Here is a 19856-nt window from a genome sequence, read left to right as displayed (position 1 = left end):
ATAAAACAATTTATATAATACTATATAAAACATATACATTTAGGAGGATTACAGCAATGTCCGAAAAAACATACGAACTCGCAACCTTCGCAGGCGGTTGCTTTTGGTGCATGGTAAAACCATTTGATGAACTTCCTGGTATTCATAAAGTACTTTCTGGCTATGCAGGAGGTCATGTAGAAAATCCAACATATGAACAAGTAAAAGCTGGAACATCTGGACATTTAGAAGTTGTTCAAATTACATTCGATCCTTCTATTTTTCCTTATCAGAAATTACTAGACTTATATTGGCCACAAATCGATCCAACTGATGATGGCGGACAATTCTTTGACCGTGGTCCATCTTATCGCACTGCTATTTTTTATCATACTGAAACACAAAAAGAGCTTGCTGAAAAATCAAAACAATCTCTTGCAGAAAGCGGTATGTTTAAAGATCCAATCGTAACTGCAATTCGCCCGTCTGCACCTTTTTATGAGGCTGAAGAATACCATCAACATTTCTATAAAAAGAACCCAGAGAAATATGCTACTGAGCAAAAAGAATCTGGCCGTGAAGACTTTATAAAAGAAAATTGGCAAAAAAAATAATAAAAACGCATCGTGCTTTTTTAGTACGATGCGTTTTTATTTTTGATAAAAGTACCATACAATGATGAGAACAACCGCTGTTAATGCCCAAAGCGCTACTTCATTTTTCACTCTACTCTTTTTCTTAGTCATTTCATCTCCTCCTAATAGCAATACAACGTATTCAAGATTTCCTCTGTTTCATTGTCCACCTTATATACATAAATACATCCTTACCAATCCTTATAACAAGACCACAAATGATTCCGATTGCAATTGAAATTATTAACATCTGTACAAAACTAAGAGTAGTTGTGTATGTTATGTAGATAACAATGCATACAAGTAAAACATCCGGTAAAGAAAGCAAAAACTTTTTAAGTATTTCTTCAGCTCTCCTATGTCTTATTTATCTCTTTTGCTGTAGCTTTGAAATAAAATTTATTTGAAAATCCCATTTAGACCTTCATTTTACAGAAAAGAATACCCCCCCTTTTGAAAAGGGATTCTTATGTACATGTTCTATTCCATAATTACTCCTAAAATAGAATAATATTACTAATGATTTGTTGTACATTAACTATTTGCCAGGCAATCGGATGTTGCGCCAACTACCTACATCGCATTGACCGTATGTATTATCACCTACTGCTACCACGGTGCCATCTAATTTTAGACCGACCGTATGCGCACAACCAGCCGCTATCGCTACAATATTACGCCAATCGCTTACATTACATTGACCATACTCATTCCACCCGACTGCCACCACGGTACCGTCTGATTTAAGTCCGATTGTATGATTCGTACCAGCTGCTATTGCCATAATATCTTTCCAGCTGCTTACATCACATTGACCAAGTTTATTATTTACCCACTACCAATCTAATTTAAGAGCAACGGTATGACCACGACCCGCTCGCTGCTATCGTATCTTTAGACCACCGTTTCGCTTTTAACATTTCTTCTTCCGGTGAAATGTAATTCATATTTACCTCCTTCAAAATAAGCAACTATTTCAAAGTATATCTTTTATCAAACTTTATTTCATTATCAAGACCTAAATCGTAAAAAGTCATAAATAATAAAGAGTGATACATATTAGTCATCGATAATATGTATCACTTTTCACTACTTTTTCCGCAATCTCGCCCTTTAATGGAATAATAGATTACTTATAACTGGTTTGTTGAAATATTATAACCAAAATATTTTTGTTGACTGTGACACTGGTGTCATACTTTAGAATTAAGTTTGAACATCTGAAAGGAGGCATTTTCATTGAAGAAAAATGACCAAAGTGAGAAAGAACAAAATATCAGTCAAGTATCAGATACAGATGTATCTATGATGGAGAACCCGAACCGTTCACCTGTTACAGTTATTGGCTTGGGTCCGATGGGCCAGGCGCTGGCTGGTACATTCCTGATGAACGGCCACCCTACGACATTATGGAACCGAACTGCCGAAAAAGCCGATTATCTTGTTTCTCAGGGGGCGATTCTTTCGAATTCAGTTATCGCCGCGGTCTCTGCAAGTCCCCTGGTGATCATTTGTGTTCTGGACTACAATATCGTCCGTGAAGTCCTTGCCCCTGCGGGAGATGCCCTGAAGGGACGGACACTGGTGAACCTCACTGCCGACTCGCCCAAACGTGCCCGTGAAATGGCCACATGGGCTGCCCAACACGGAGTCGATTACCTCGATGGGGCGATTATGACCCCTACTCCAACCATCGGGACGCCTGCGGCTTCCGTCCTGTATAGTGGACCAGAATCCATCTTTAAGGCCCACCAACCGACCTTGGCAAGCTTGGGTGGCACTACTTCTTATCTTGGGGCGGACCCTGGCCGGGCAGCGGCATATGATGTGGCCCTGCTCGATCTCTTTTGGACATCCATGAGCGGTTACGCTCACGCTCTCGCCCTTGCCACTGCCGAGAATATTCCGGCAAAGGAGTTCGCTGTTTATGCCCAGGGTATCATAGGCATCTTGCCCGACATCATGGCTTATTTAGCAAATGAAGTAGACTCGGGTCACTACCCTGGTGACAAGTCCAATATCATCTCGGCCTCGGCAGGAATGGAGCACATCATCCATGCTGCTCAGCACCACGGCCTCGACGTCAGCGTTCTGAGTGCTGCAATGGCCGTAACCCAGCAGGCCATCAACGAGGGCTACGGAACCGACGGATTCTCTCGCTTGACCGAACTGCTAAAGAAACCGTCTGCATAACATCATAGTCTTCTGTAAAGATCCCGGATTCCGCCATAATCGCGGACTGGGATCTTCAATTATTTCGTTGTTTCAACTAAGAGAATTTCCATTTCTCATTCTTCTTTTATCCGTCATTTGCATGATTTGTTTTTCCAACCGATGCTTTACAACGTCCAATACACTGATTTGTCTGTTAATTTGATCCAGCTTCACTTGATAAGTTTCCAGCATTTCTTCACAAAATTCATAGTCTTCCGGACCATTATCCTCGCATTTCAATATTTCCTCAATTTGTCCCGTTGTCAGCCCCATACCTAAATAAAGTTGAATAATTCGAATACGTTTGATGGCGGATTCATCGAACTCGCGATAACCATTTTCAAGGCGTACAGCGGTAATTAGATTTTTTTTCTCATAATGCCTTATGGATCGGATACTTGCACCTGTCTTTTTAGACAGCTCACTGATTTTCAATAGAAACGCCTCCCTATTAAATGTTCGAAAATCTTATCTTATAATATGACGTTAGTGTTACGGAAAATAATAACATATAGGTTTTTGTTTCATTGAAGTTGTGACGTAAGTGATTCAGTTTTTCAAATAATCGTTCTAAAACTGATTGGGAGATACGGTTATAAGGTTTCGTTTTTGATTTCCGTTTATCTATTGAACTAATTATCCTCTAATAATCATAGTACAGTTAAATTTTTAATCTACTTCTTCAAAAAATAAAAACCTCCAGTTTAAGTACTAGAGGTCTTCCATTTTATTTCTTTAATCGCTCAATAAAATCCTGTAATTTATCAAGTGATTTCATGTTCTGATTACAAGCTACACCATCTTTGCAAATATAGTTTCCTTTTTTTACGAAAGTTCCTGGTACATCGCCTTTAATTTCAACTAAAAACATCCCAACTTCTTCATGTCCATGACATAACGAACAAATGCTTTTTTTATTTAAACTTTGGAACGTTCCTTGCAGACCAACAAACTTATTTTTATCATTTTTCGCTATAATAAATTTCCTGCTTGATCCCTTATCAATCCAGCTTAAATAAGATATTTCTTTCATATCTATTTCTTCCATATCAGGAAGTTTTAACTTTTTCGCTTTAGGAAACAATTTTTTTAATGTTTGTGCTGTAACTTCTTGAAACGGAATTACATACGGATTTATTTTCATTAAAAATGATTCTGCATCTTCTCTATTTTGAACTGTTAATACCGTATCAATTAACTCTTTCTGTTCATCCGTTAAATTCTCAAATACATGTATTATCTTTTCAATCGCAAGCGATTTTAACGCTTGAATTACACCTCTATCATTTGCGGTTGCATGCCCGTTTGCTAAAATATAAGCTTGTGATTTTATAAAATTATATTGATCACTTCTAATAAACACTTCCATCTTTATCACTCCATACAAATTGTTGATCTAGTTTTATTGTATACAATGATTACGTTTTTTGATATGTAAAAGATAACTTAGAAACAAACATTACATATATCACTTATTCTCTACCGCTGCATTTCCTGACAAAAGAAGCCATCATCTGCTTTCCATTCCGCATATAATACGTCTTCAAATTTAGTAATTCCTTTTTGCTTTATTTGTTTATAAAGCCACCCTTCATCAAATCCTGCTTCCCTCAAATTATCCTTAACTACTTTCCCATCACTAATTAATGAAATTGGTAAGTATACAGGCTTATGTTTTAAACTTAAATCATTTATAGTAGGAGATTCGTATTTACTTTTTTTCAGAACGCTTATGTTTCCATTAGGTTCCAATATCATATATTCAACTTCTCGGATTGAAAATATATCTTTTTGTTGTCTTAACATTTGTTGTAATTGGTTAATATCCAAATGATTTGATTTTAATTGTTCTCTATCAATATGCCCATTACGAATGATAATAGAAGGGTATCCTTCAAAGAACTTTCTTGTCCTTCTAAATTTTTGTGTTATTGCTTCTATTGCGTAAATTAATATTACCCATACAAAAACAGCGTATAAAATAGACCATACTCTCACCTCAGGATCATATACAGTGTTTCCAACTAGTTCTCCGATTACAATCGCAGAAATAAAATCAAAAGGGGTTAGCTGTGATATTTGTGTTTTCCCTAATATTTTAGTAGCAATTAATAAAACAAAAAAACCAACAAAAAGTTCTATCGTTATTTGTCCAAGATGATTCATATATGTTCACCTTTCTGTAATATGAAATATAAAGTTTTTATTCCTATTCACATTTCTATACAATACTATTGCGATTCATTTTTTCTATTATCATGCCCATTCACACCCTATATATCCAATACATACAAAGCAAAAAGAGTCTAGTTCAAAATAATATTTGAACTAGACTCTTTTATGCTCATTTAGAATATACAATCTTTTTAATCGTTTCCCCAGAAAGAAAATATTCTTCTGCAAGTTGATGAATAGCAATCCCACTTTTAAACGCTTCTTTAATCGCTTTATTTCTTTCATCTAGTTGTTTTCTTCCGCCAGATCGTGTACCCCATTTATAATGTTTCGTTTCTTGTTTCGGAATATAAATTGTTTCACCTTGTATATACTTTTGAATTTCAGTAATTAAACTTTCTGGTAAAACCGTCGCGGCTTTAACGTATTTCATTTCTGCTCGCCCCTTATTTTTTATGGTTCATTTCAATAAGGTGCAAAGCCAAATATAAAAAATGATACGAGCTCATTTAGGCGATTGTATATTACTTGTCTACCTCACGCAAAGTATCGCCATTTTCATACTTGGCTTTGCATGAGACGTTGCAGTGTCTGGCAATTGAATTGTAATCGCCATTTAAACACCTCCTAATATACCTTTTGCATTTTATTATATGATAAATCCCTTCCCCTTGCATCCACATCCTTTTTAAAGCGTGAAATTACTTAATTTGATATAATACTTTTTAATTGAATCAAAAATCATTGTGAGGTTACATTATGAGGAAAAAAATTATCATTACAACCGTTACACTATTCTTTATTATCACGGCATTATTTGGAACATACAAATTGATGAACGCAAGAAGCTTTCAATTATTTGGAGATTTAACACAACGCGTAGAAACAAATGAAAAAGTGATTGCTTTAACTTTTGATGATGGCCCTACTAACAATGTAAAACAAATATTACCGCTACTAGATAAATACAACGCTAAAGCTACTTTCTTTTTAATTGGAAATGAATTAGAGAAAAATTTATCGTTAGGAGAAGCTATCGCGCAATCTGGGCACCAACTTGGAAACCATACATATTCTCATAATAGAATGGTTTTCAAAACACCTTCTTTCATTAAAGGTGAAATAGAAAAAACGAATTCATTAATCCGCCAAACAGGATTTACAGACGAAATTGATTTTAGGCCTCCTAACGGAAAAAAATTAATTGGACTACCCTATTATTTAAATAAAAATAATATCGAAACGATTATATGGGATCTTGAGCCCGATACTTTTTATAAATCTACGGCTGATAAAATTGAATATGTTAATAAAAATGTAAAACCAGGTTCTATCATTTTATTGCATTCTATGTATGATGAGTCTAATGAAAATTTACAAACGATTGAAGGTATTTTAGATTCTTTATCTAAGAAGGGCTATCAGTTCGTAACAGTAAATGAATTGCAAAAAAGAGCAAAATAAAAAGGTAGCGTATCTTTGTATGATACGCTACCTTTCTTTTTATATAATGCCAAGTACATTTAAGAATACGATAATAATCGCAATTGGTGCGATATACCGAAGTAAGAATAACCATAATACGAATAGTTTATAACCTTTATTTTTACTTACACCTAGCTCTTTCATTAATACATCTTTCTTCATTTTCAAAGGAACAAAGATAGAAACTAATAATACACCTAGTGGCATTAATACGTTACTTACTGCATAGTCCGCTAAATCAAAGACTGTCTTTCCGAAAATCTTCAGATCACTTAATATACCGAATGATAATGCTGATGGTACCCCAACAACGAAGATTAATAACCCTACGATTAAGGCCATTTTTTCACGTTTCCCTTTACCTTTTGATGTTAACGACGCAACACTAATTTCTAACATCGAAATTGCTGATGTAATCGTAGCGAAGAAGAATAGTAATAAGAAAACGATGAAGAATAATTTTCCAAATGCCATTTTACTGAAAATAGCTGGCAATACGATAAATAATAGTCCCGGTCCTTGAGATGGTTCCATTCCGAATGCGAACACAACTGGGAAAATTGCAAGTCCTGCAAGTAATGTAATAACAAGAGTTAATGCTACGATAGAAAATGCTGAACGTGGTAAGCTTTCTTCTTTCGGTAAATACGAGCTATACGTTACCATAACGGCTACCCCGACAGATAACGAGAAGAACGATTGCCCCATTGCGTATAAAATAACTTCTGATGTTACATGTGAGAAATCAGGTTGTAAGAAGAAACGAACGCCTTCTCCGGCACCATCTAACGTAAGTGCACGAACTATTAATACAAAGAATAAAACAAATAGTGCTGGCATGAAATATTTATTTACTTTTTCAACACCATTTTGTACACCTTTACTTACGATAAAAATAGTAATAAGGATGAATAATAGCTGTGATCCAACTGCTAAATATGGATTGGAAATGATTTCACCAAACGTAGCTTCGTATGCTCCATTTCCTTCCCATAGTCTACCTGTAATTGCATTCCATAAATATAATAAAATCCAGCCTCCTACAACACTGTAGAAAGAAAGTAATATGAAACATGTTACAATTCCTAATTTACCTAACCAAGGCCATAACGTTTTAGGAGCAATCTCTCTATATGCATCAACAGCCTCTTTTTGTGTACTTCTTCCAATAACAAATTCAGCTAATAATAGCGGTAAACCAATTAATAATGTGAAACCGATGAAAATTAGGAAGAATGCTCCGCCTCCTCCAATGCCGGCCATATATGGGAATTTCCAAATCGCCCCAAGACCAATTGCCGAACCTGCTGCAGCTAATACGAAACCTAATTTCGATGTCCATTGCTGTGAATTCATTTATTAATCTCCTCTCTATCTCTTCTTTTTTGTTACAATTCGGTATTTATATTGTTCTATCAATACTCTTTTCTAATACGTTCACTTCCTCCCTAATAATAAAAAAACGCCCCTACGTAAATACGTAGGGACGACAAAAATATCGCGGTACCACCCTAGTTGTGAAGAACACTAAGAAACCACCTAAATAAAAACGCCCCTACGCAAAAACGTAGGGACGATAAAATATCGCGGTACCACCCTAGTTATGAAGCCACACCAAAGTTAGGACCTAAATAAAAAACGTCCCTACGTAAATACGTAGGGACGATAAATATCGCGGTACCACCCTAGTTGTGAAAAAATCTTCACCACTTTATTTGATAACGGTATAAACTACCGTCTTTCATTTCCTCATAATGCGAGATTTATGAAAGATGCTCCAGGACGAACTTCATGAATAATCTATATACTGATTCACACCAACCATCAGCTCTCTGAAATAGGGAGATATTCACTACTATACCCTTTCATTGCCCAAATATTATTTTCCGAATTGATTACTATCATTTTTATCACACATTAAAAATAGTGTCAACTTATATTTTGAATTTTTATGTATTACAATCTATTTAAAAATTCGAAATATAAGTTTTAGTTTAGAAAACAAGTAGATTAGTACATAACGAATTCTAACAGGCAATAGAAAAAGAATTACGTATTATTGATACTTATTCCAGAAGAAAAATCATCTAGAAACATAACCTATCTCTATCTGTATTAGTTTTTAAGAGTTTGATGGATACCAAGAAAATTCCGCATCACTATCCAGTGGTCTATTTTTCGTTTCTTCTTTAATTACACGAAACCATTCATTTAAAATTTGAGTTTTTGGCAATTGAGCAGCAAGGTTATCTTCCCAAATTATATGTGAGAACCAGGCTTTCGTTTCCCATTCAAACTGCAATTGTGCGAACGAAATTATAGGGTGATCAGCTTCACGAAATTGCTCATTTACTGCATTTGAAACTTCTGGAGCTTGCGGTAACAACTCGTTCTGAATTCTATTTTTTATCGTCTCATTTTCTAGCTGATCCCAGAAATACAATTGTCCGTTTATTTGATAAAAAATATCAAATGAAGCCTCACCTTTCTTCAAATTCAATAATACGAAGGCACGTTCCACATCATTGTCAGCTGCTTTTACAGCATTAATAATTATATTTTGTGCCATTGATACCCAGTAACTAGTCGCTTCCTCTACCGGTGATTCAACATACAATTCTTCACTTAATTCATGAAGAGTGGCCTCTTGCTCATTCACTTTTTCAACTTTTTTAAAAAACCTATTAAAAAACCCCATAACTTCCCCCTTATTACTATTTTCTATTTCACAAAATAAAAAATAGATTTTTCTTGCTCATCCACATTTACTCCTGGCGCGTATGTATGAACTTGTTGCAATACTTCTTCTATTAGCAACTCTAACTCCTGCACACTATTTTCTGGACTCCCTATTAATATATCTGCCATACGTTTATATAATTTTTCAGGTTTAATAGTCATTCGTTCCACATTATTAGGCATCCATTTAAACGCTGGATGATGCACGTACATTTTATTCAAACCAAATAAAACACCAAATACATTCCTTTGTACTTCACAAATAACGTCATAAAGCATAAGCCAATCTTTCCGTTTTAAAAGCGCCTTTCGATTGTGCCAACGATTACTTAACCATAGATTTTCTGAAATCATCCGTTTTGCTAGTTCATCTGGATATGCCGCTACTCTATCTTTTAATTCATTCACTTTCCCTTCTCCATACAAACTAACACCATCATGAACAGATGATACAATACATTGTTTTTCATAACTTATATCATATTGATCCACCACATCCGAAATCACTTTCTCTACTGTCTCTGTTAAAAAGTTACTAATCTCTAATTTAATTCCCTCTTTCGTTAAATACGTTTCCGACCATTCTTCTTCCTCATACGGATGATACGATAATATTTTCCCATCAATATGATAAATAGGGGCCCTACGATCCTCATCTTCCGGCGGTGTTGACCATAAAATATGTAATTCTATATCTGAATGTTCATCTTCAAGTTTTCTAGCTACTGAACCCGCTAAAATAATAGCTTCCACTTTCGGATCTTTCCTATAAATCTCTGACATCTCTATCGCTTTCTCTTTTAATCCCATTTCATTTCCCCCTAAAATTGCAGTAATCCCTTATATTTCATTTATCTATTTCGATTTTACAGCTTGCATTACCTTTTCAAATTCCTACTACATCATATTTCTATCCAATAGCGCTAAATAACTTCACCAGTACGAGAAGAAACTACTTCATTTTCTAACACACCGCCAACCTTTTGAATCGTTTTAGCAGAACCGATATTGGATTTATCGCAAGTTATTAACACTTTCTGTAATCCTAATTTTTGTGCTTCAGCTAATGCAAGCTTTAGTTGTTTCGTAGCGTAACCGTGGCGACGTTTATTTGGATGGACACTATATCCAATATGACCGCTTTCCCGTAATAATTCTGGATTTAATCTATGTCTAATATTCACAAAACCTATAAGTTCCCTTTTTTCAAAACTTAAAAACTGGCTAGATGGCACTCGATTAGCTAGTATATTTTCTCCTAGTTCTTGTTTACTCACTTTTTCAAACCATTCATCAAGAGAATCAAAGTTTTGTAAAGAACTACTTCCATGTGGTTGTTCCCCTGATTGTAAAAATGCCTGTCTATACGCCGTAATATGCTCACTATATTCATGGATTGGTTTTAATAGTTTCATTGTTCTTCTCCCCCTCTTCATTCCATAAACCAAACACCTTAATAGCAGCTATTCACTATTAAGGTGTTTCTATCCTTTTTTATTCAAATAACCCCATGCTCAAATAACGTTCACCTGTATCAGGCGCAATACATAAAACTTTTTTACCAACGCCTAGACGTTTCGCTATCATAATCGCAGCGTAAACAGATGCTCCAGAAGATGGCCCAACTAATAATCCTTCTTGTCTAGCTAAATTTCTCATTGTCGTTAAAGCCTCTTCGTCTGCAATTTGAATAATTTCGTTATACACTTCTGTACTTAAGTTTTTCGGAATAAATCCTGGGCTTGTTCCTACTAGTTTATGAGGACCTGGTACACCACCTGATAAAACGGGAGATCCTTTCGGTTCCACTACTGCAATATATAAGTTTGGTAATTTCTCTTTTAACGTTTCACCAGTCCCTGTAATCGTTCCACCTGTTCCTGCCGTTGCAACAAAAGCATCAAGCTCTCCATCCATTTGTTCGTAAATTTCAAGTGCAGTCGTATAACGGTGAATATTCGGATTAGCTGGATTTTCAAATTGTTGCGGGATAAAACTATTCGGTATTTGTTTTTGCAGTTCTAACGCCTTCGCAATTGCTCCTGGCATTCTTTGTTCTGCTGGTGTTAAAACTACTTCTGCCCCGTATGCTTTCAATAAATTAATACGCTCTTTTGACATATTGTCTGGCATAATTAAAATCGCTTTATACCCTTTAGCTGCTGCGTTCATCGCTAAACCAATTCCTGTATTCCCACTTGTCGGTTCAATAATTGTATCCCCTGGTTTAATGAGACCATTTTCTTCTGCAACGTGAAGTAAATTATAAGCAGCACGGTCTTTCACACTGCGCGATGGATTAAACATTTCTAGTTTCACATACACATCTGCTGCGTCTTCCGGAATAAATTTAGATAATCGGACGACAGGTGTATCGCCTATTAATTCTGTTACGTTTTCACATAATTTCATAGCGCATCCCCTATTCTATCGTTTTCTTATCACTTGGCAGTAACCATGAAGTGAGTCCAATTAATGGTAGACAACTACATAATAGCATAATAAATTGCAGGCTATATATATCTGCTAATTTCCCAAGAACTACTGCACCTAATGCTCCAAGTCCAAACGCAAGACCTACGATTAATCCTGACACCATTCCCACTTTTCCAGGTACAAGCTCTTGTGCATATACAACAATTACACTAAAACTACTTGAACTAATAAAACCGATACATAAAAATAAAGGTACGACCCACACAAGTGAGACATGTGGTAATAACAGTGCAAGTGGCGCTGAACCTAACATTGAAAATACGATGATGTTTTTCTTACCAAATCGATCTGCTAACGGTCCTCCGAAGAAAGTGCCTAACACACCAGCAATCATAAATGCGAATACGAAATACTGGGCATTTTTTATAGATAAACCATAATGCTCAATTAAGTAAAATTGATAGAAATTCCCGATACCTGCACCGTACCAAGAGCGCACAAAAGTAAGAAAAACAAGAAGTATAATTACGAATTTAATATGTGTACTTACAATTGCATTTTCCGCCTCAAGCGCAGCTCTCTTCTTCCTTCTTACAGCGCCGGTTGCTAATTCATTTTTGTACCAATTCGATACGAAAATTAATAATGCAATTCCTACTGCTGCAAATGCTGTAAAACCTAATGAACCAATTTGACCGAGTGGAACGAAAATTAGCGCTGTAAAGATAGGAGCTAAAGAATTCCCCGTGTTTCCCCCAACTTGATAAATCGCTTGCGCTAACCCTCGTTTTGCACCTGCCGCCATATACGCAACACGAGCGCCTTCTGGATGAAAGACTGCGGAACCTAAACCAATAAATAAAACAGAAATAATAACAATAATAAAGTTTGGTGCAAACGCGAGTCCAATCATTCCAAGCATACTTGAAAACATGCCGAGTGGTAATAAAAATGGTGACGGCTTCTTATCTGAATACATACCAAACACCGGTTGCATAATCGATGACGTCATATTTAACGCAAACGCAATCCACCCTACTTGCATATACGATAAATTCATCGTTTTTTCCAAAATAGGAAACAACGCCGGTACAACTGCTTGCATCGAATCATTTAAAAAATGTCCAAAGCTAATCGCAAATAATATTCGATATATTGTCGGTGTTTCTACTGTGTTTTTTTGCGAAACTGCCTGCATATGTGAATCGCTCCTTTCTGTACAAAAAATATATTTATTACAGTAGGTTTAATAAATTCTGACTTTTGAAACATTTCTATTCTATACTGCTTTCATTTCTTTTTCCAGAAATATAACTTAACTCCCATCATTGACTTGCATCCTTGTAACTTTCAGCCGTAAAACATTATAGAAAAAGGCAACCCAATCACAAACTGGGTTGCCTCTTACATTAAATTGCAAAACGCTTATACTTCTCGTAATCGCTCGTCTTACATTCCACTTCTAGTTTCGTACCTTCATTTTCATAACTCGTTGATAAAACGTGCGCATGATTATTGAAATACGAAACTACCTGTCCTTGATCATACGGAATTAACATTTCACATTTCGTATATTCTTTATAAATATGGGAACGAATCATTTCTACAAGCTCTTCAATTCCAACATGTTTCTTCGCAGATAAATAAACACGGTCTTCTTGTACTTTCGGAATTTCAACATCCACCATATCTGATTTGTTATAAGCATAGATCGTTGGAATATTTTCTACTCCAATTTTCTTTAACGTTTCATTTGTAATATCAATTAATTGTTCATAATTTGGATTTGCGTAATCTACGACGTGAATAAGTAAATCTGCTTCCGCTACTTCTTCTAACGTTGAACGGAACGCCTTCACAAGATGATGTGGTAATTTACTTACAAATCCAACTGTATCTGTTAATAAAAATGATTTATTATCTGGCAAATCAATATTTCGTACAGATGTTTCTAACGTCGCAAATAACATATCTTTTTCAAATACTTGCTTTTCTTCTGTACCATTATAAATTTCAAGCATTGCATTCATCGTCGTTGACTTTCCTGCATTCGTATAACCTACTAATGCTACAACAGGTATTTCATTTTTCTTACGTTGCTTTCGCTGTGTTTGACGCTGGGCAACGAGCGCTTCTAAATCTTTATTTAAAACTGAAATTTGTTCTTCAATTTTACGACGATCTAACTCTAACTTTTTCTCACCGACACCTTTATTTTTCGTACCAACGCCGCCGCTCTGTCTTCCTAACGATTCACGAAGACCGATTAAACGAGGCATCATGTACTGAAGATGTGCTACTTCTACTTGTAGCTGTGCTTCTTTCGTTTTCGCACGTTGCGCAAAAATATCTAAAATTAAAATGGTACGATCAATTACCTTACAATCTAAATCCTCTTCTAAATTTCGAATTTGTGAAGGAGATAATTCATCATTAAAGATGACCATATTCGCATCTATTTCGCATATATACGCTGCTACTTCTTCAATCTTTCCTTTTCCGATATAATGCGACGGATTTACTCGTTGTAAATTTTGCGTTACTTGCCCAATTACCTCTACATCACAAGCTTCCGCAAGATTTGTTAACTCTTCCATCGAATACGCAAAATCATCTTCATTACCTACATTTACTCCAACTAAAACTGCTCTTTGTAATACTTCTTCCATATATTTATTCCTCCATTTCGATTACGTAAAATAAAAAACACAGGTCGCTGCCTGTGTTTTCGTAAACGGATAAGGGTTCACCAAAGAAATAGAAGAAAGCTATGCTTTCATCCTATTTTATAGTCAAAAAGTCCCAAGATCGTATACGTATCCACAATAAGCGTTCACCTATACAATCCCATTCTATTTATAAAGGCAAAACAAAAAGAGGGCGTATTCGTCCCTCCCTCTTTTTCACATATAAGTTTAATAAAGGGTTCCTTTAAAATAGGCAGACCAATCCCGTTCACTCTGTACACAGACAGAGCCTTTGAGCGCTATTCAATTATTGGCACAAAGTATTGAGACGTAATCTGATTAAGATCAAAGGAAGCCCCTCCGTTCATTTTAAGTTACATAAAGTGTAGCATAAGTAATTCGCTTTCACAAGGTTTAACAACCTATATCACACTAAAGAAAATCGTTATGTTTTTACTTTAATCGTCATTTTTTGCGAGTTTTTCTCACAACAAAAATAACAAAAGCAATTATCAATTTTAGAAACTTCTCGTATATTATTTTTACAACACTCGCCAAATTCCTTCATAGTAAGTTAAGTATTATCGTTTTAATACAACAAAAATCTTTATTGACATTTTTATAACCTGATATTAGTATCAGGTTATAAAAATAAAAGTTAGGAGATGTTTCTATGCATTCTAAATCTCGTATTACTGCAATTGGTACTTATGTTCCAGATCAAATATTGTCTAATAACGATTTAGAAAAGATGGTCCATACGAATGATGAATGGATTGTACAAAGAACAGGAATGAGGGAAAGAAGAATCGCTAGCGAAGAAGAATACTCCTCAAACTTAGCCATTAAAGCAATTAAAAATTTATGTACAACATATAAGAAAAACTTAGAAGATGTCGACTGTATCATTGTCGCTACTACTACTGCTGATTACGTTTTCCCTAGTGTTGCTTGCCAAATACAACAATACTTCAACATACCTCATACACTAGCTTTTGATTTAAATGCAACTTGTGCTGGTTTTACATATGGACTACACGTCGGTAATAGCTTAATCACTTCTGGATCACATGAAAAAGTACTTGTCGTAGCGACAGAAACATTATCTAAAGTTACTGATTATAGCGATAGAACGACCTGTATTTTATTCGGTGATGGTGCTGGAGCTATTTTATTAGAAAGAGATGAAGACACCCCAAGCTTTATCGCTGCTCACATGGGAACAAACGGTGATGGCGGCATTCATCTATATAGAACAAACTTATCTACTACTATGAATGGCACACCACTGCAAACAAATGAAAAAATCGTTCAAAATGGAAGAGAAGTATATAAATGGGCAACACGTACAGTGCCAAAAGGCATAAAAGATTTAATACATACCGCAAATATGCAAGTAGATGATATAGACTGGTTCATACCCCACAGCGCTAACTTACGAATGAATGGAGACACACTTTTACTATACGGATTCGGTGGCGGACTTACGCATTTAGGACTTATTGTAGAATGGAATTTAATTTAAGTGTATAAAAAGAGGCTCTAGTCAGTAACTAGAACCTCTTCTTCATTTAATTTCTTACCCCTTTTCGAGACCATATCACAACAGGAATAAGTAACAACGCTAACACGCCTCCAGCCAATGACAATGCCGCATAACTTGAATTCGCTACTACCATACCTGACATCGCTCCACCAGAAGCTCCAGCTAGCGCAATAAAAACATCTATTTTCCCTTGTGTTTTAGCACGTGTAGACGGTGTTGTGGAATCAACGATTTGTGCTGTACCACTAATCAATCCGAGGTTCCATCCTAGCCCAAGTAAAGAAAGAGCAACGATTAATAATAATAAAGAATCACTTGGCGCTATCGCAGCTATGACACCCGCTGCAAGTAAAATCACTCCACCAGCTATGCTCATTGTAGTTCGGCCAATTTTATCAATTAACATTCCTGTAACGAGAGATGGAAGATACATTGCACCTACATGAAAACCTATCACAAGTCCTACTGCACTTAAACCGTGACCGTGGTGTCCCATATGAACTGGCGTCATCGTCATAATCGCAACCATCACGATTTGCGTAAGTATCATTACGATTGCTCCAACTGTAATACCTCGTTTATTTTCTTTCGCTTCTTCTGTTATTGGTTGCCCTTTATATGTATGTTCCTGTTTATATCTTTCTATTATGTTAGCAATAATTAACGGATCTGGACGAAGCATAACAAAAAGAACTAGCCCCGCCAGCATAAATGCTGCTGCCGATAGTATGAACGGACCTGCAAGTTTAGGAACTCCAATTGAATGAGCAAAACTACCCATTACTCCTACTAAATTTGGTCCTGCAACTGCACCGAAAGTCGTCATTACCATCGTAATACTAACAGCCGTTGCTCTCTGCTTCTTATCTGCTAAATCTGTACCTGCATAACGAGCTTGTAGATTCGTGGCTGTACCGGCACCATATATGAGTAAAGAAATAAGTAAAAGAATAATGCTATTCGTTAAAGCTGCCATTACAACACCAATTGCTCCAAATCCGCCTACTATAAACCCTGTTGCAAGACCTATCCGGCGTCCATATCGTTGCGAAAGCTTCCCTACTATGAAAGCTGCTAATGCTGATCCCAATGTAAACATAGCAGTCGGTAATCCTGCAAATGCATCTGTTCCAAGCATTTGCTGCGCAAGAAGTGCTCCCACTGTAATACCAGCAGCTAGTCCTGCACCGCCAAACATTTGTGAAATGCTGACGATTATTAACGTTCGTTTGTATAGTTTTTGTTGCTCCTCTTCTGTGTACACATGATTATCTATTAAAGCCCCTGCCTTATCTAGCAATTCCCCATCCTCCTTTTAAAATTAATCCCTCTTGTTAATGTACTATGTATAATGTTACATATTCAATGGCATTTTCCATTCATACCTTTCATTCAAAAAACTTTCTAATCATACTCGACTTATCCCATGCTATATTAAAAATACTACTATTCACAATACGCAAGGAGAAAACAATGAAAAAACAGGCTAATAGCAGCCTGTTTCCCTTTACACTTCTTCTACTATCCTTCCCCTTCTCTTTTTACTCAAAGCTCTTCCTTCCCAAAACAACAAACTTACGAAAGCACAAATTAATATAATTGGCACACTTGCTTTATATAAATCTGTAAAACTCATAGCCATCTGATTCTTGGCATAATGATTCACATCATTCGAGAATGTGAGTACCTCTTTCTTTATACTTTCCTCTTGTTTTTCAACTTCTTTTGTCACTTGCCTCATAACTTCTTCTCTTTTTACATCCCTATATTCTACTGGAACTTTTCTTAATATTTCATCCGTCTTGTCGCGAATCAATTCTTCCTTCTTCTCTTTACTTAATCCCATTGTCATTGCATTTTGTTTCTTATTTATATTCGATTCTAAACTTTGATTCTCTATTTTTTCTTTAGTTATTTGTAAAATTTCAGTTTGCTCAGTACTATTCACATGAATATTCCGCACCTTTTCTTCTGCATAACGATATACTTTTTCTTTATTTACAGTTAAATTATGAGTTAAGTTAGAGACAAATATTGCAACCGCCAATACAATTCCAACTTGTCGTAACATTGATACAACACTTTGAGAAGCAGTTAACAGTTCTCCTTCAAATGAAGAAGCACTTAAAACTGTAATTGGCCCCACTACTAAACCATATCCAACACCTAATATCATACACGGAATAATAATTTCTATATTTGTTGAATGAACATCAATCATTTGCAACCAATAATAGGAAATCCCTATAATTTGGTTTCACCAATTCACAGGGCCATTTTCTTATTTACTCTTTAACACCTACATCTTGCAAAACTTCAATATCCTCTTTCATTTCATAATAATAAGAAGGCAATTCTATACCATGTTCTAAGAAATAATCCTCAATGAATGAAATAATGATTTTTAACGTTTTCACACGAGCATACAATTTATCGTTACTTTCAATAATATGCCACTTCGCATTTGGCTTACTTGTTTTTTCAAACATGTCTTCCATCGCTTCAACATACTCATCCCATTTTTCACGATTACGCCAATCTTCGTCTGTAATTTTCCATCTTTTCAAAGGATTTTTCTCTCTATCTTTAAATCTCTTTAACTGTTCCTCTTTACTTATATGGTAGAAGAACTTCCCTATTATGTAATGGTCATCTGTTAGTAGTTTTTCAAAACCATTAATCTCATCGTATGCTCTCATCCACTCTTCCTTTGTAGCAAAACCTTCAACACGCTCAACTAACACTCGACCGTACCATGAGCGATCAAAAATGGTAATTTGCCCGTACTGTGGAATTTTGCGCCAGAAACGTTGCAAATAATGGTAACGTTTTTCATGAGGTGCAGGCGCTCCAATTGGATTTACTTGGAATCCACGCGGGTCAAGATGTTCCGTCACCCGCTTAATTACCCCACCTTTACCAGCCGCATCCCATCCTTCCATAACAAGCATAACCGCGATTTTTTCTTCTTTCAAAATTTGCTGTAATGCTAATAAGCGCCTTTGATATTTTTCGAGTTTCTTGTTGTACTTAGATTTTGATTCAATTTTTTTCGTTAAATCTACTTTAGCAAGATGTCCATTTTCCATAAAACGAATCCCCCTTGTTGTATGATAATGTTATTTTAACATATTTTTGGTAATTTTTTCATATCCTAAAAAGCTGTGTAGAAACATCTCTACACAGCTTCCTTCTCTAATTTCACATCTACAAGCACATTTAACTACATTAAAATAAATAATTTATACGGAACTCTTAGTATATTTTTTTAAAACGTAAAAATAGCTCTTTTAAAAAGGGCAGCAATCTAAATATAAAAAAACAAATTTATTCTTTCTTACTACATACGTAATTATGCCAGCTATAAGAGTAGTGAATAAAATATTGATTCACTACTCACAATAGCCACCTTACATTATATGGTATATTTACTCATAAAGAGAAGATAATAACAAGTAAATCTATTAAAGAATGGGAGCTCTAAAAAAATGAAACGAAAAATATTAACTCTCTTTACACTTTTATGCTTAGCACTACCAATACAAGCTAGTGCTTACACATTTCAGTCACTACCGATTGCGTCAAAGTCTAAACAATGGTATGTCGAAATTGATAAATCTCATAACTCAAACAAGCAAGCAATCCAGCCAAAACAAGGTGTATTTGATACGTATAGTTTACTCGTAAAAAACATCGGTCATGATGTATCAAACGTATCTGTGGAAATACTTGATAACAATCCTACCTCTAAAGCTACCTTTAAACCTACTACACCTAATGAAAATATTTCTAAAAGTCATACAAGCTTTGACTACATGGTATTCCCATTAGACTTTAATAGTCATAATTTTAAAGTTGTGATTACTTGGGAAGAAAAGAATTTCTCTTATAACGGCCATCCGGTAAATGAAGGTAAAAAAATGAAACAAACATTTGTATTTAATGAAGAATAAGTCCTAA

Annotated in this window: 19 protein-coding genes, 2 pseudogenes and 1 other annotated feature; of the genes and pseudogenes, 5 read left to right on the top strand and 16 right to left on the bottom strand. The window is 35.5% G+C overall.

Features of this window, described 5'->3' with window-relative positions:
- The first annotated feature begins 56 nt into the window (after positions 1-56).
- Positions 57-593 carry a peptide-methionine (S)-S-oxide reductase MsrA gene (msrA, locus tag BAQ53_RS08670; protein WP_001291891.1) on the top strand — a complete coding sequence of 179 codons (537 nt, stop codon included), beginning with the start codon at positions 57-59 and terminating at the stop codon, positions 591-593.
- Between the two features lie 163 nt (positions 594-756).
- On the opposite strand, the gene BAQ53_RS08665 is transcribed toward msrA, so the two are convergent.
- Positions 757-957: a hypothetical protein gene (locus tag BAQ53_RS08665; protein WP_033672568.1), complete on the bottom strand. Its 201-nt coding sequence runs from the start codon at positions 955-957 to the stop codon at positions 757-759.
- 195 nt (positions 958-1152) lie between these two features.
- Positions 1153-1443 (bottom strand): annotated as a pseudogene (locus tag BAQ53_RS08660) (chromosome condensation regulator); the annotation flags it as partial.
- Positions 1444-1922: 479 nt separating this feature from the next.
- Here BAQ53_RS08660 and BAQ53_RS08655 point away from each other — a divergent pair.
- Positions 1923-2807: an NAD(P)-dependent oxidoreductase gene (locus BAQ53_RS08655; protein ID WP_050552471.1), complete on the top strand. Its 885-nt coding sequence runs from the start codon at positions 1923-1925 to the stop codon at positions 2805-2807.
- Positions 2808-2879: 72 nt separating this feature from the next.
- Here the strand turns inward: BAQ53_RS08655 and BAQ53_RS08650 are convergent, their stop codons facing one another.
- From BAQ53_RS08650 to BAQ53_RS08635, 4 genes are all read right to left on the bottom strand, one after another.
- Positions 2880-3263 (bottom strand): MerR family transcriptional regulator, encoded by a 384-nt coding sequence (locus BAQ53_RS08650; RefSeq protein ID WP_208906727.1) that lies wholly within the window; start codon positions 3261-3263, stop codon positions 2880-2882.
- Between the two features lie 292 nt (positions 3264-3555).
- Positions 3556-4197 carry a FusB/FusC family EF-G-binding protein gene (locus BAQ53_RS08645; RefSeq protein WP_208906726.1) on the bottom strand — a complete coding sequence of 214 codons (642 nt, stop codon included), beginning with the start codon at positions 4195-4197 and terminating at the stop codon, positions 3556-3558.
- A gap of 110 nt (positions 4198-4307) precedes the next feature.
- A complete protein-coding gene (locus BAQ53_RS08640) occupies positions 4308-4994 on the bottom strand; it encodes a DUF421 domain-containing protein (protein ID WP_001015963.1) in 687 nt (228 codons plus the stop codon).
- A gap of 178 nt (positions 4995-5172) precedes the next feature.
- Positions 5173-5436, bottom strand: coding sequence for a CD3324 family protein (locus tag BAQ53_RS08635; protein ID WP_000878308.1), 264 nt, complete (start codon positions 5434-5436; stop codon positions 5173-5175).
- A gap of 326 nt (positions 5437-5762) precedes the next feature.
- Between BAQ53_RS08635 and BAQ53_RS08630 the strand changes: the two genes are divergently transcribed.
- A complete protein-coding gene (locus BAQ53_RS08630; protein ID WP_001227583.1) occupies positions 5763-6467 on the top strand; it encodes a polysaccharide deacetylase family protein in 705 nt (234 codons plus the stop codon).
- A 39-nt stretch (positions 6468-6506) separates the two neighbouring features.
- Here BAQ53_RS08630 and BAQ53_RS08625 read toward each other — a convergent pair whose 3' ends face one another.
- The 7 genes from BAQ53_RS08625 to hflX all read right to left on the bottom strand — a co-directional run bounded on the left by BAQ53_RS08625 (position 6507) and on the right by hflX (position 14332).
- Positions 6507-7844 carry a sodium-dependent transporter gene (locus tag BAQ53_RS08625; protein WP_001088187.1) on the bottom strand — a complete coding sequence of 446 codons (1338 nt, stop codon included), beginning with the start codon at positions 7842-7844 and terminating at the stop codon, positions 6507-6509.
- Between the two features lie 299 nt (positions 7845-8143).
- Positions 8144-8366 (bottom strand) — a binding site (T-box leader).
- A gap of 244 nt (positions 8367-8610) precedes the next feature.
- Complete coding sequence (locus BAQ53_RS08620) at positions 8611-9186, bottom strand: hypothetical protein (RefSeq protein ID WP_000505538.1); 576 nt, start codon at positions 9184-9186, stop codon at positions 8611-8613.
- A gap of 23 nt (positions 9187-9209) precedes the next feature.
- The gene (locus BAQ53_RS08615) at positions 9210-10037 is read right to left on the bottom strand and encodes a DUF4037 domain-containing protein (protein WP_208906725.1); all 828 of its coding nucleotides are present in this window, start codon (positions 10035-10037) and stop codon (positions 9210-9212) included.
- A 113-nt stretch (positions 10038-10150) separates the two neighbouring features.
- A complete protein-coding gene (locus BAQ53_RS08610; RefSeq protein WP_208906724.1) occupies positions 10151-10642 on the bottom strand; it encodes a GNAT family N-acetyltransferase in 492 nt (163 codons plus the stop codon).
- A 79-nt stretch (positions 10643-10721) separates the two neighbouring features.
- Positions 10722-11639, bottom strand: coding sequence for a cysteine synthase A (gene cysK, locus BAQ53_RS08605; RefSeq protein ID WP_208906723.1), 918 nt, complete (start codon positions 11637-11639; stop codon positions 10722-10724).
- A gap of 10 nt (positions 11640-11649) precedes the next feature.
- Positions 11650-12861, bottom strand: a complete 1212-nt coding sequence (locus tag BAQ53_RS08600) for an MFS transporter (protein ID WP_001149412.1) — start codon at positions 12859-12861, stop codon at positions 11650-11652.
- Positions 12862-13072: 211 nt separating this feature from the next.
- Entirely contained in the window at positions 13073-14332 is a 1260-nt protein-coding gene (gene hflX / locus BAQ53_RS08595; protein WP_151522474.1) for a GTPase HflX, read from the bottom strand.
- Positions 14333-15023: 691 nt separating this feature from the next.
- On the opposite strand from hflX, the gene BAQ53_RS08590 reads away from it, so the two are divergent.
- Positions 15024-15875 (top strand): ketoacyl-ACP synthase III, encoded by an 852-nt coding sequence (locus BAQ53_RS08590; RefSeq protein ID WP_208906722.1) that lies wholly within the window; start codon positions 15024-15026, stop codon positions 15873-15875.
- A 46-nt stretch (positions 15876-15921) separates the two neighbouring features.
- Here BAQ53_RS08590 and BAQ53_RS08585 read toward each other — a convergent pair whose 3' ends face one another.
- The 3 genes and pseudogenes from BAQ53_RS08585 to BAQ53_RS08575 all read right to left on the bottom strand — a co-directional run bounded on the left by BAQ53_RS08585 (position 15922) and on the right by BAQ53_RS08575 (position 18985).
- A complete protein-coding gene (locus tag BAQ53_RS08585; RefSeq protein ID WP_000884519.1) occupies positions 15922-17196 on the bottom strand; it encodes an MFS transporter in 1275 nt (424 codons plus the stop codon).
- Between the two features lie 207 nt (positions 17197-17403).
- Positions 17404-18147 (bottom strand): annotated as a pseudogene (locus tag BAQ53_RS08580) (MFS transporter); the annotation flags it as partial.
- A gap of 34 nt (positions 18148-18181) precedes the next feature.
- The gene (locus BAQ53_RS08575) at positions 18182-18985 is read right to left on the bottom strand and encodes a polyphosphate kinase 2 family protein (protein WP_000427324.1); all 804 of its coding nucleotides are present in this window, start codon (positions 18983-18985) and stop codon (positions 18182-18184) included.
- 399 nt (positions 18986-19384) lie between these two features.
- Between BAQ53_RS08575 and BAQ53_RS08570 the strand changes: the two genes are divergently transcribed.
- On the top strand, positions 19385-19849 hold the full coding sequence (locus BAQ53_RS08570) for a YozF family protein (protein ID WP_000823344.1): 465 nt from the start codon (positions 19385-19387) through the stop codon (positions 19847-19849).
- Positions 19850-19856 lie beyond the last annotated feature (7 nt).

Origin of the sequence: Bacillus sp. B25(2016b) (genome assembly GCF_001679765.1) — a bacterium.
Classification (GTDB): domain Bacteria; phylum Bacillota; class Bacilli; order Bacillales; family Bacillaceae_G; genus Bacillus_A; species Bacillus_A thuringiensis_K.
Note: the sequence above shows the minus strand (reverse complement) of the source record. Positions and strands in the feature narration are given on the sequence as shown.

What these genes read in the sequence shown, in the direction of transcription:
- msrA (WP_001291891.1), top strand. Translation starts at nt 57, where the DNA reads ATGTCCGAAAAAACATACGAACTCGCAACCTTCGCAGGCGGTTGCTTT.
- BAQ53_RS08655 (WP_050552471.1), top strand. Translation starts at nt 1,923, where the DNA reads ATGGAGAACCCGAACCGTTCACCTGTTACAGTTATTGGCTTGGGTCCG.
- BAQ53_RS08645 (WP_208906726.1), bottom strand. Translation starts at nt 4,197, where the DNA reads ATGGAAGTGTTTATTAGAAGTGATCAATATAATTTTATAAAATCACAA.
- BAQ53_RS08640 (WP_001015963.1), bottom strand. Translation starts at nt 4,994, where the DNA reads ATGAATCATCTTGGACAAATAACGATAGAACTTTTTGTTGGTTTTTTT.
- BAQ53_RS08635 (WP_000878308.1), bottom strand. Translation starts at nt 5,436, where the DNA reads ATGAAATACGTTAAAGCCGCGACGGTTTTACCAGAAAGTTTAATTACT.
- BAQ53_RS08630 (WP_001227583.1), top strand. Translation starts at nt 5,763, where the DNA reads ATGAGGAAAAAAATTATCATTACAACCGTTACACTATTCTTTATTATC.
- BAQ53_RS08625 (WP_001088187.1), bottom strand. Translation starts at nt 7,844, where the DNA reads ATGAATTCACAGCAATGGACATCGAAATTAGGTTTCGTATTAGCTGCA.
- BAQ53_RS08620 (WP_000505538.1), bottom strand. Translation starts at nt 9,186, where the DNA reads ATGGGGTTTTTTAATAGGTTTTTTAAAAAAGTTGAAAAAGTGAATGAG.
- BAQ53_RS08615 (WP_208906725.1), bottom strand. Translation starts at nt 10,037, where the DNA reads ATGGGATTAAAAGAGAAAGCGATAGAGATGTCAGAGATTTATAGGAAA.
- BAQ53_RS08610 (WP_208906724.1), bottom strand. Translation starts at nt 10,642, where the DNA reads ATGAAACTATTAAAACCAATCCATGAATATAGTGAGCATATTACGGCG.
- cysK (WP_208906723.1), bottom strand. Translation starts at nt 11,639, where the DNA reads ATGAAATTATGTGAAAACGTAACAGAATTAATAGGCGATACACCTGTC.
- BAQ53_RS08600 (WP_001149412.1), bottom strand. Translation starts at nt 12,861, where the DNA reads ATGCAGGCAGTTTCGCAAAAAAACACAGTAGAAACACCGACAATATAT.
- hflX (WP_151522474.1), bottom strand. Translation starts at nt 14,332, where the DNA reads ATGGAAGAAGTATTACAAAGAGCAGTTTTAGTTGGAGTAAATGTAGGT.
- BAQ53_RS08590 (WP_208906722.1), top strand. Translation starts at nt 15,024, where the DNA reads ATGCATTCTAAATCTCGTATTACTGCAATTGGTACTTATGTTCCAGAT.
- BAQ53_RS08575 (WP_000427324.1), bottom strand. Translation starts at nt 18,985, where the DNA reads ATGGAAAATGGACATCTTGCTAAAGTAGATTTAACGAAAAAAATTGAA.
- BAQ53_RS08570 (WP_000823344.1), top strand. Translation starts at nt 19,385, where the DNA reads ATGAAACGAAAAATATTAACTCTCTTTACACTTTTATGCTTAGCACTA.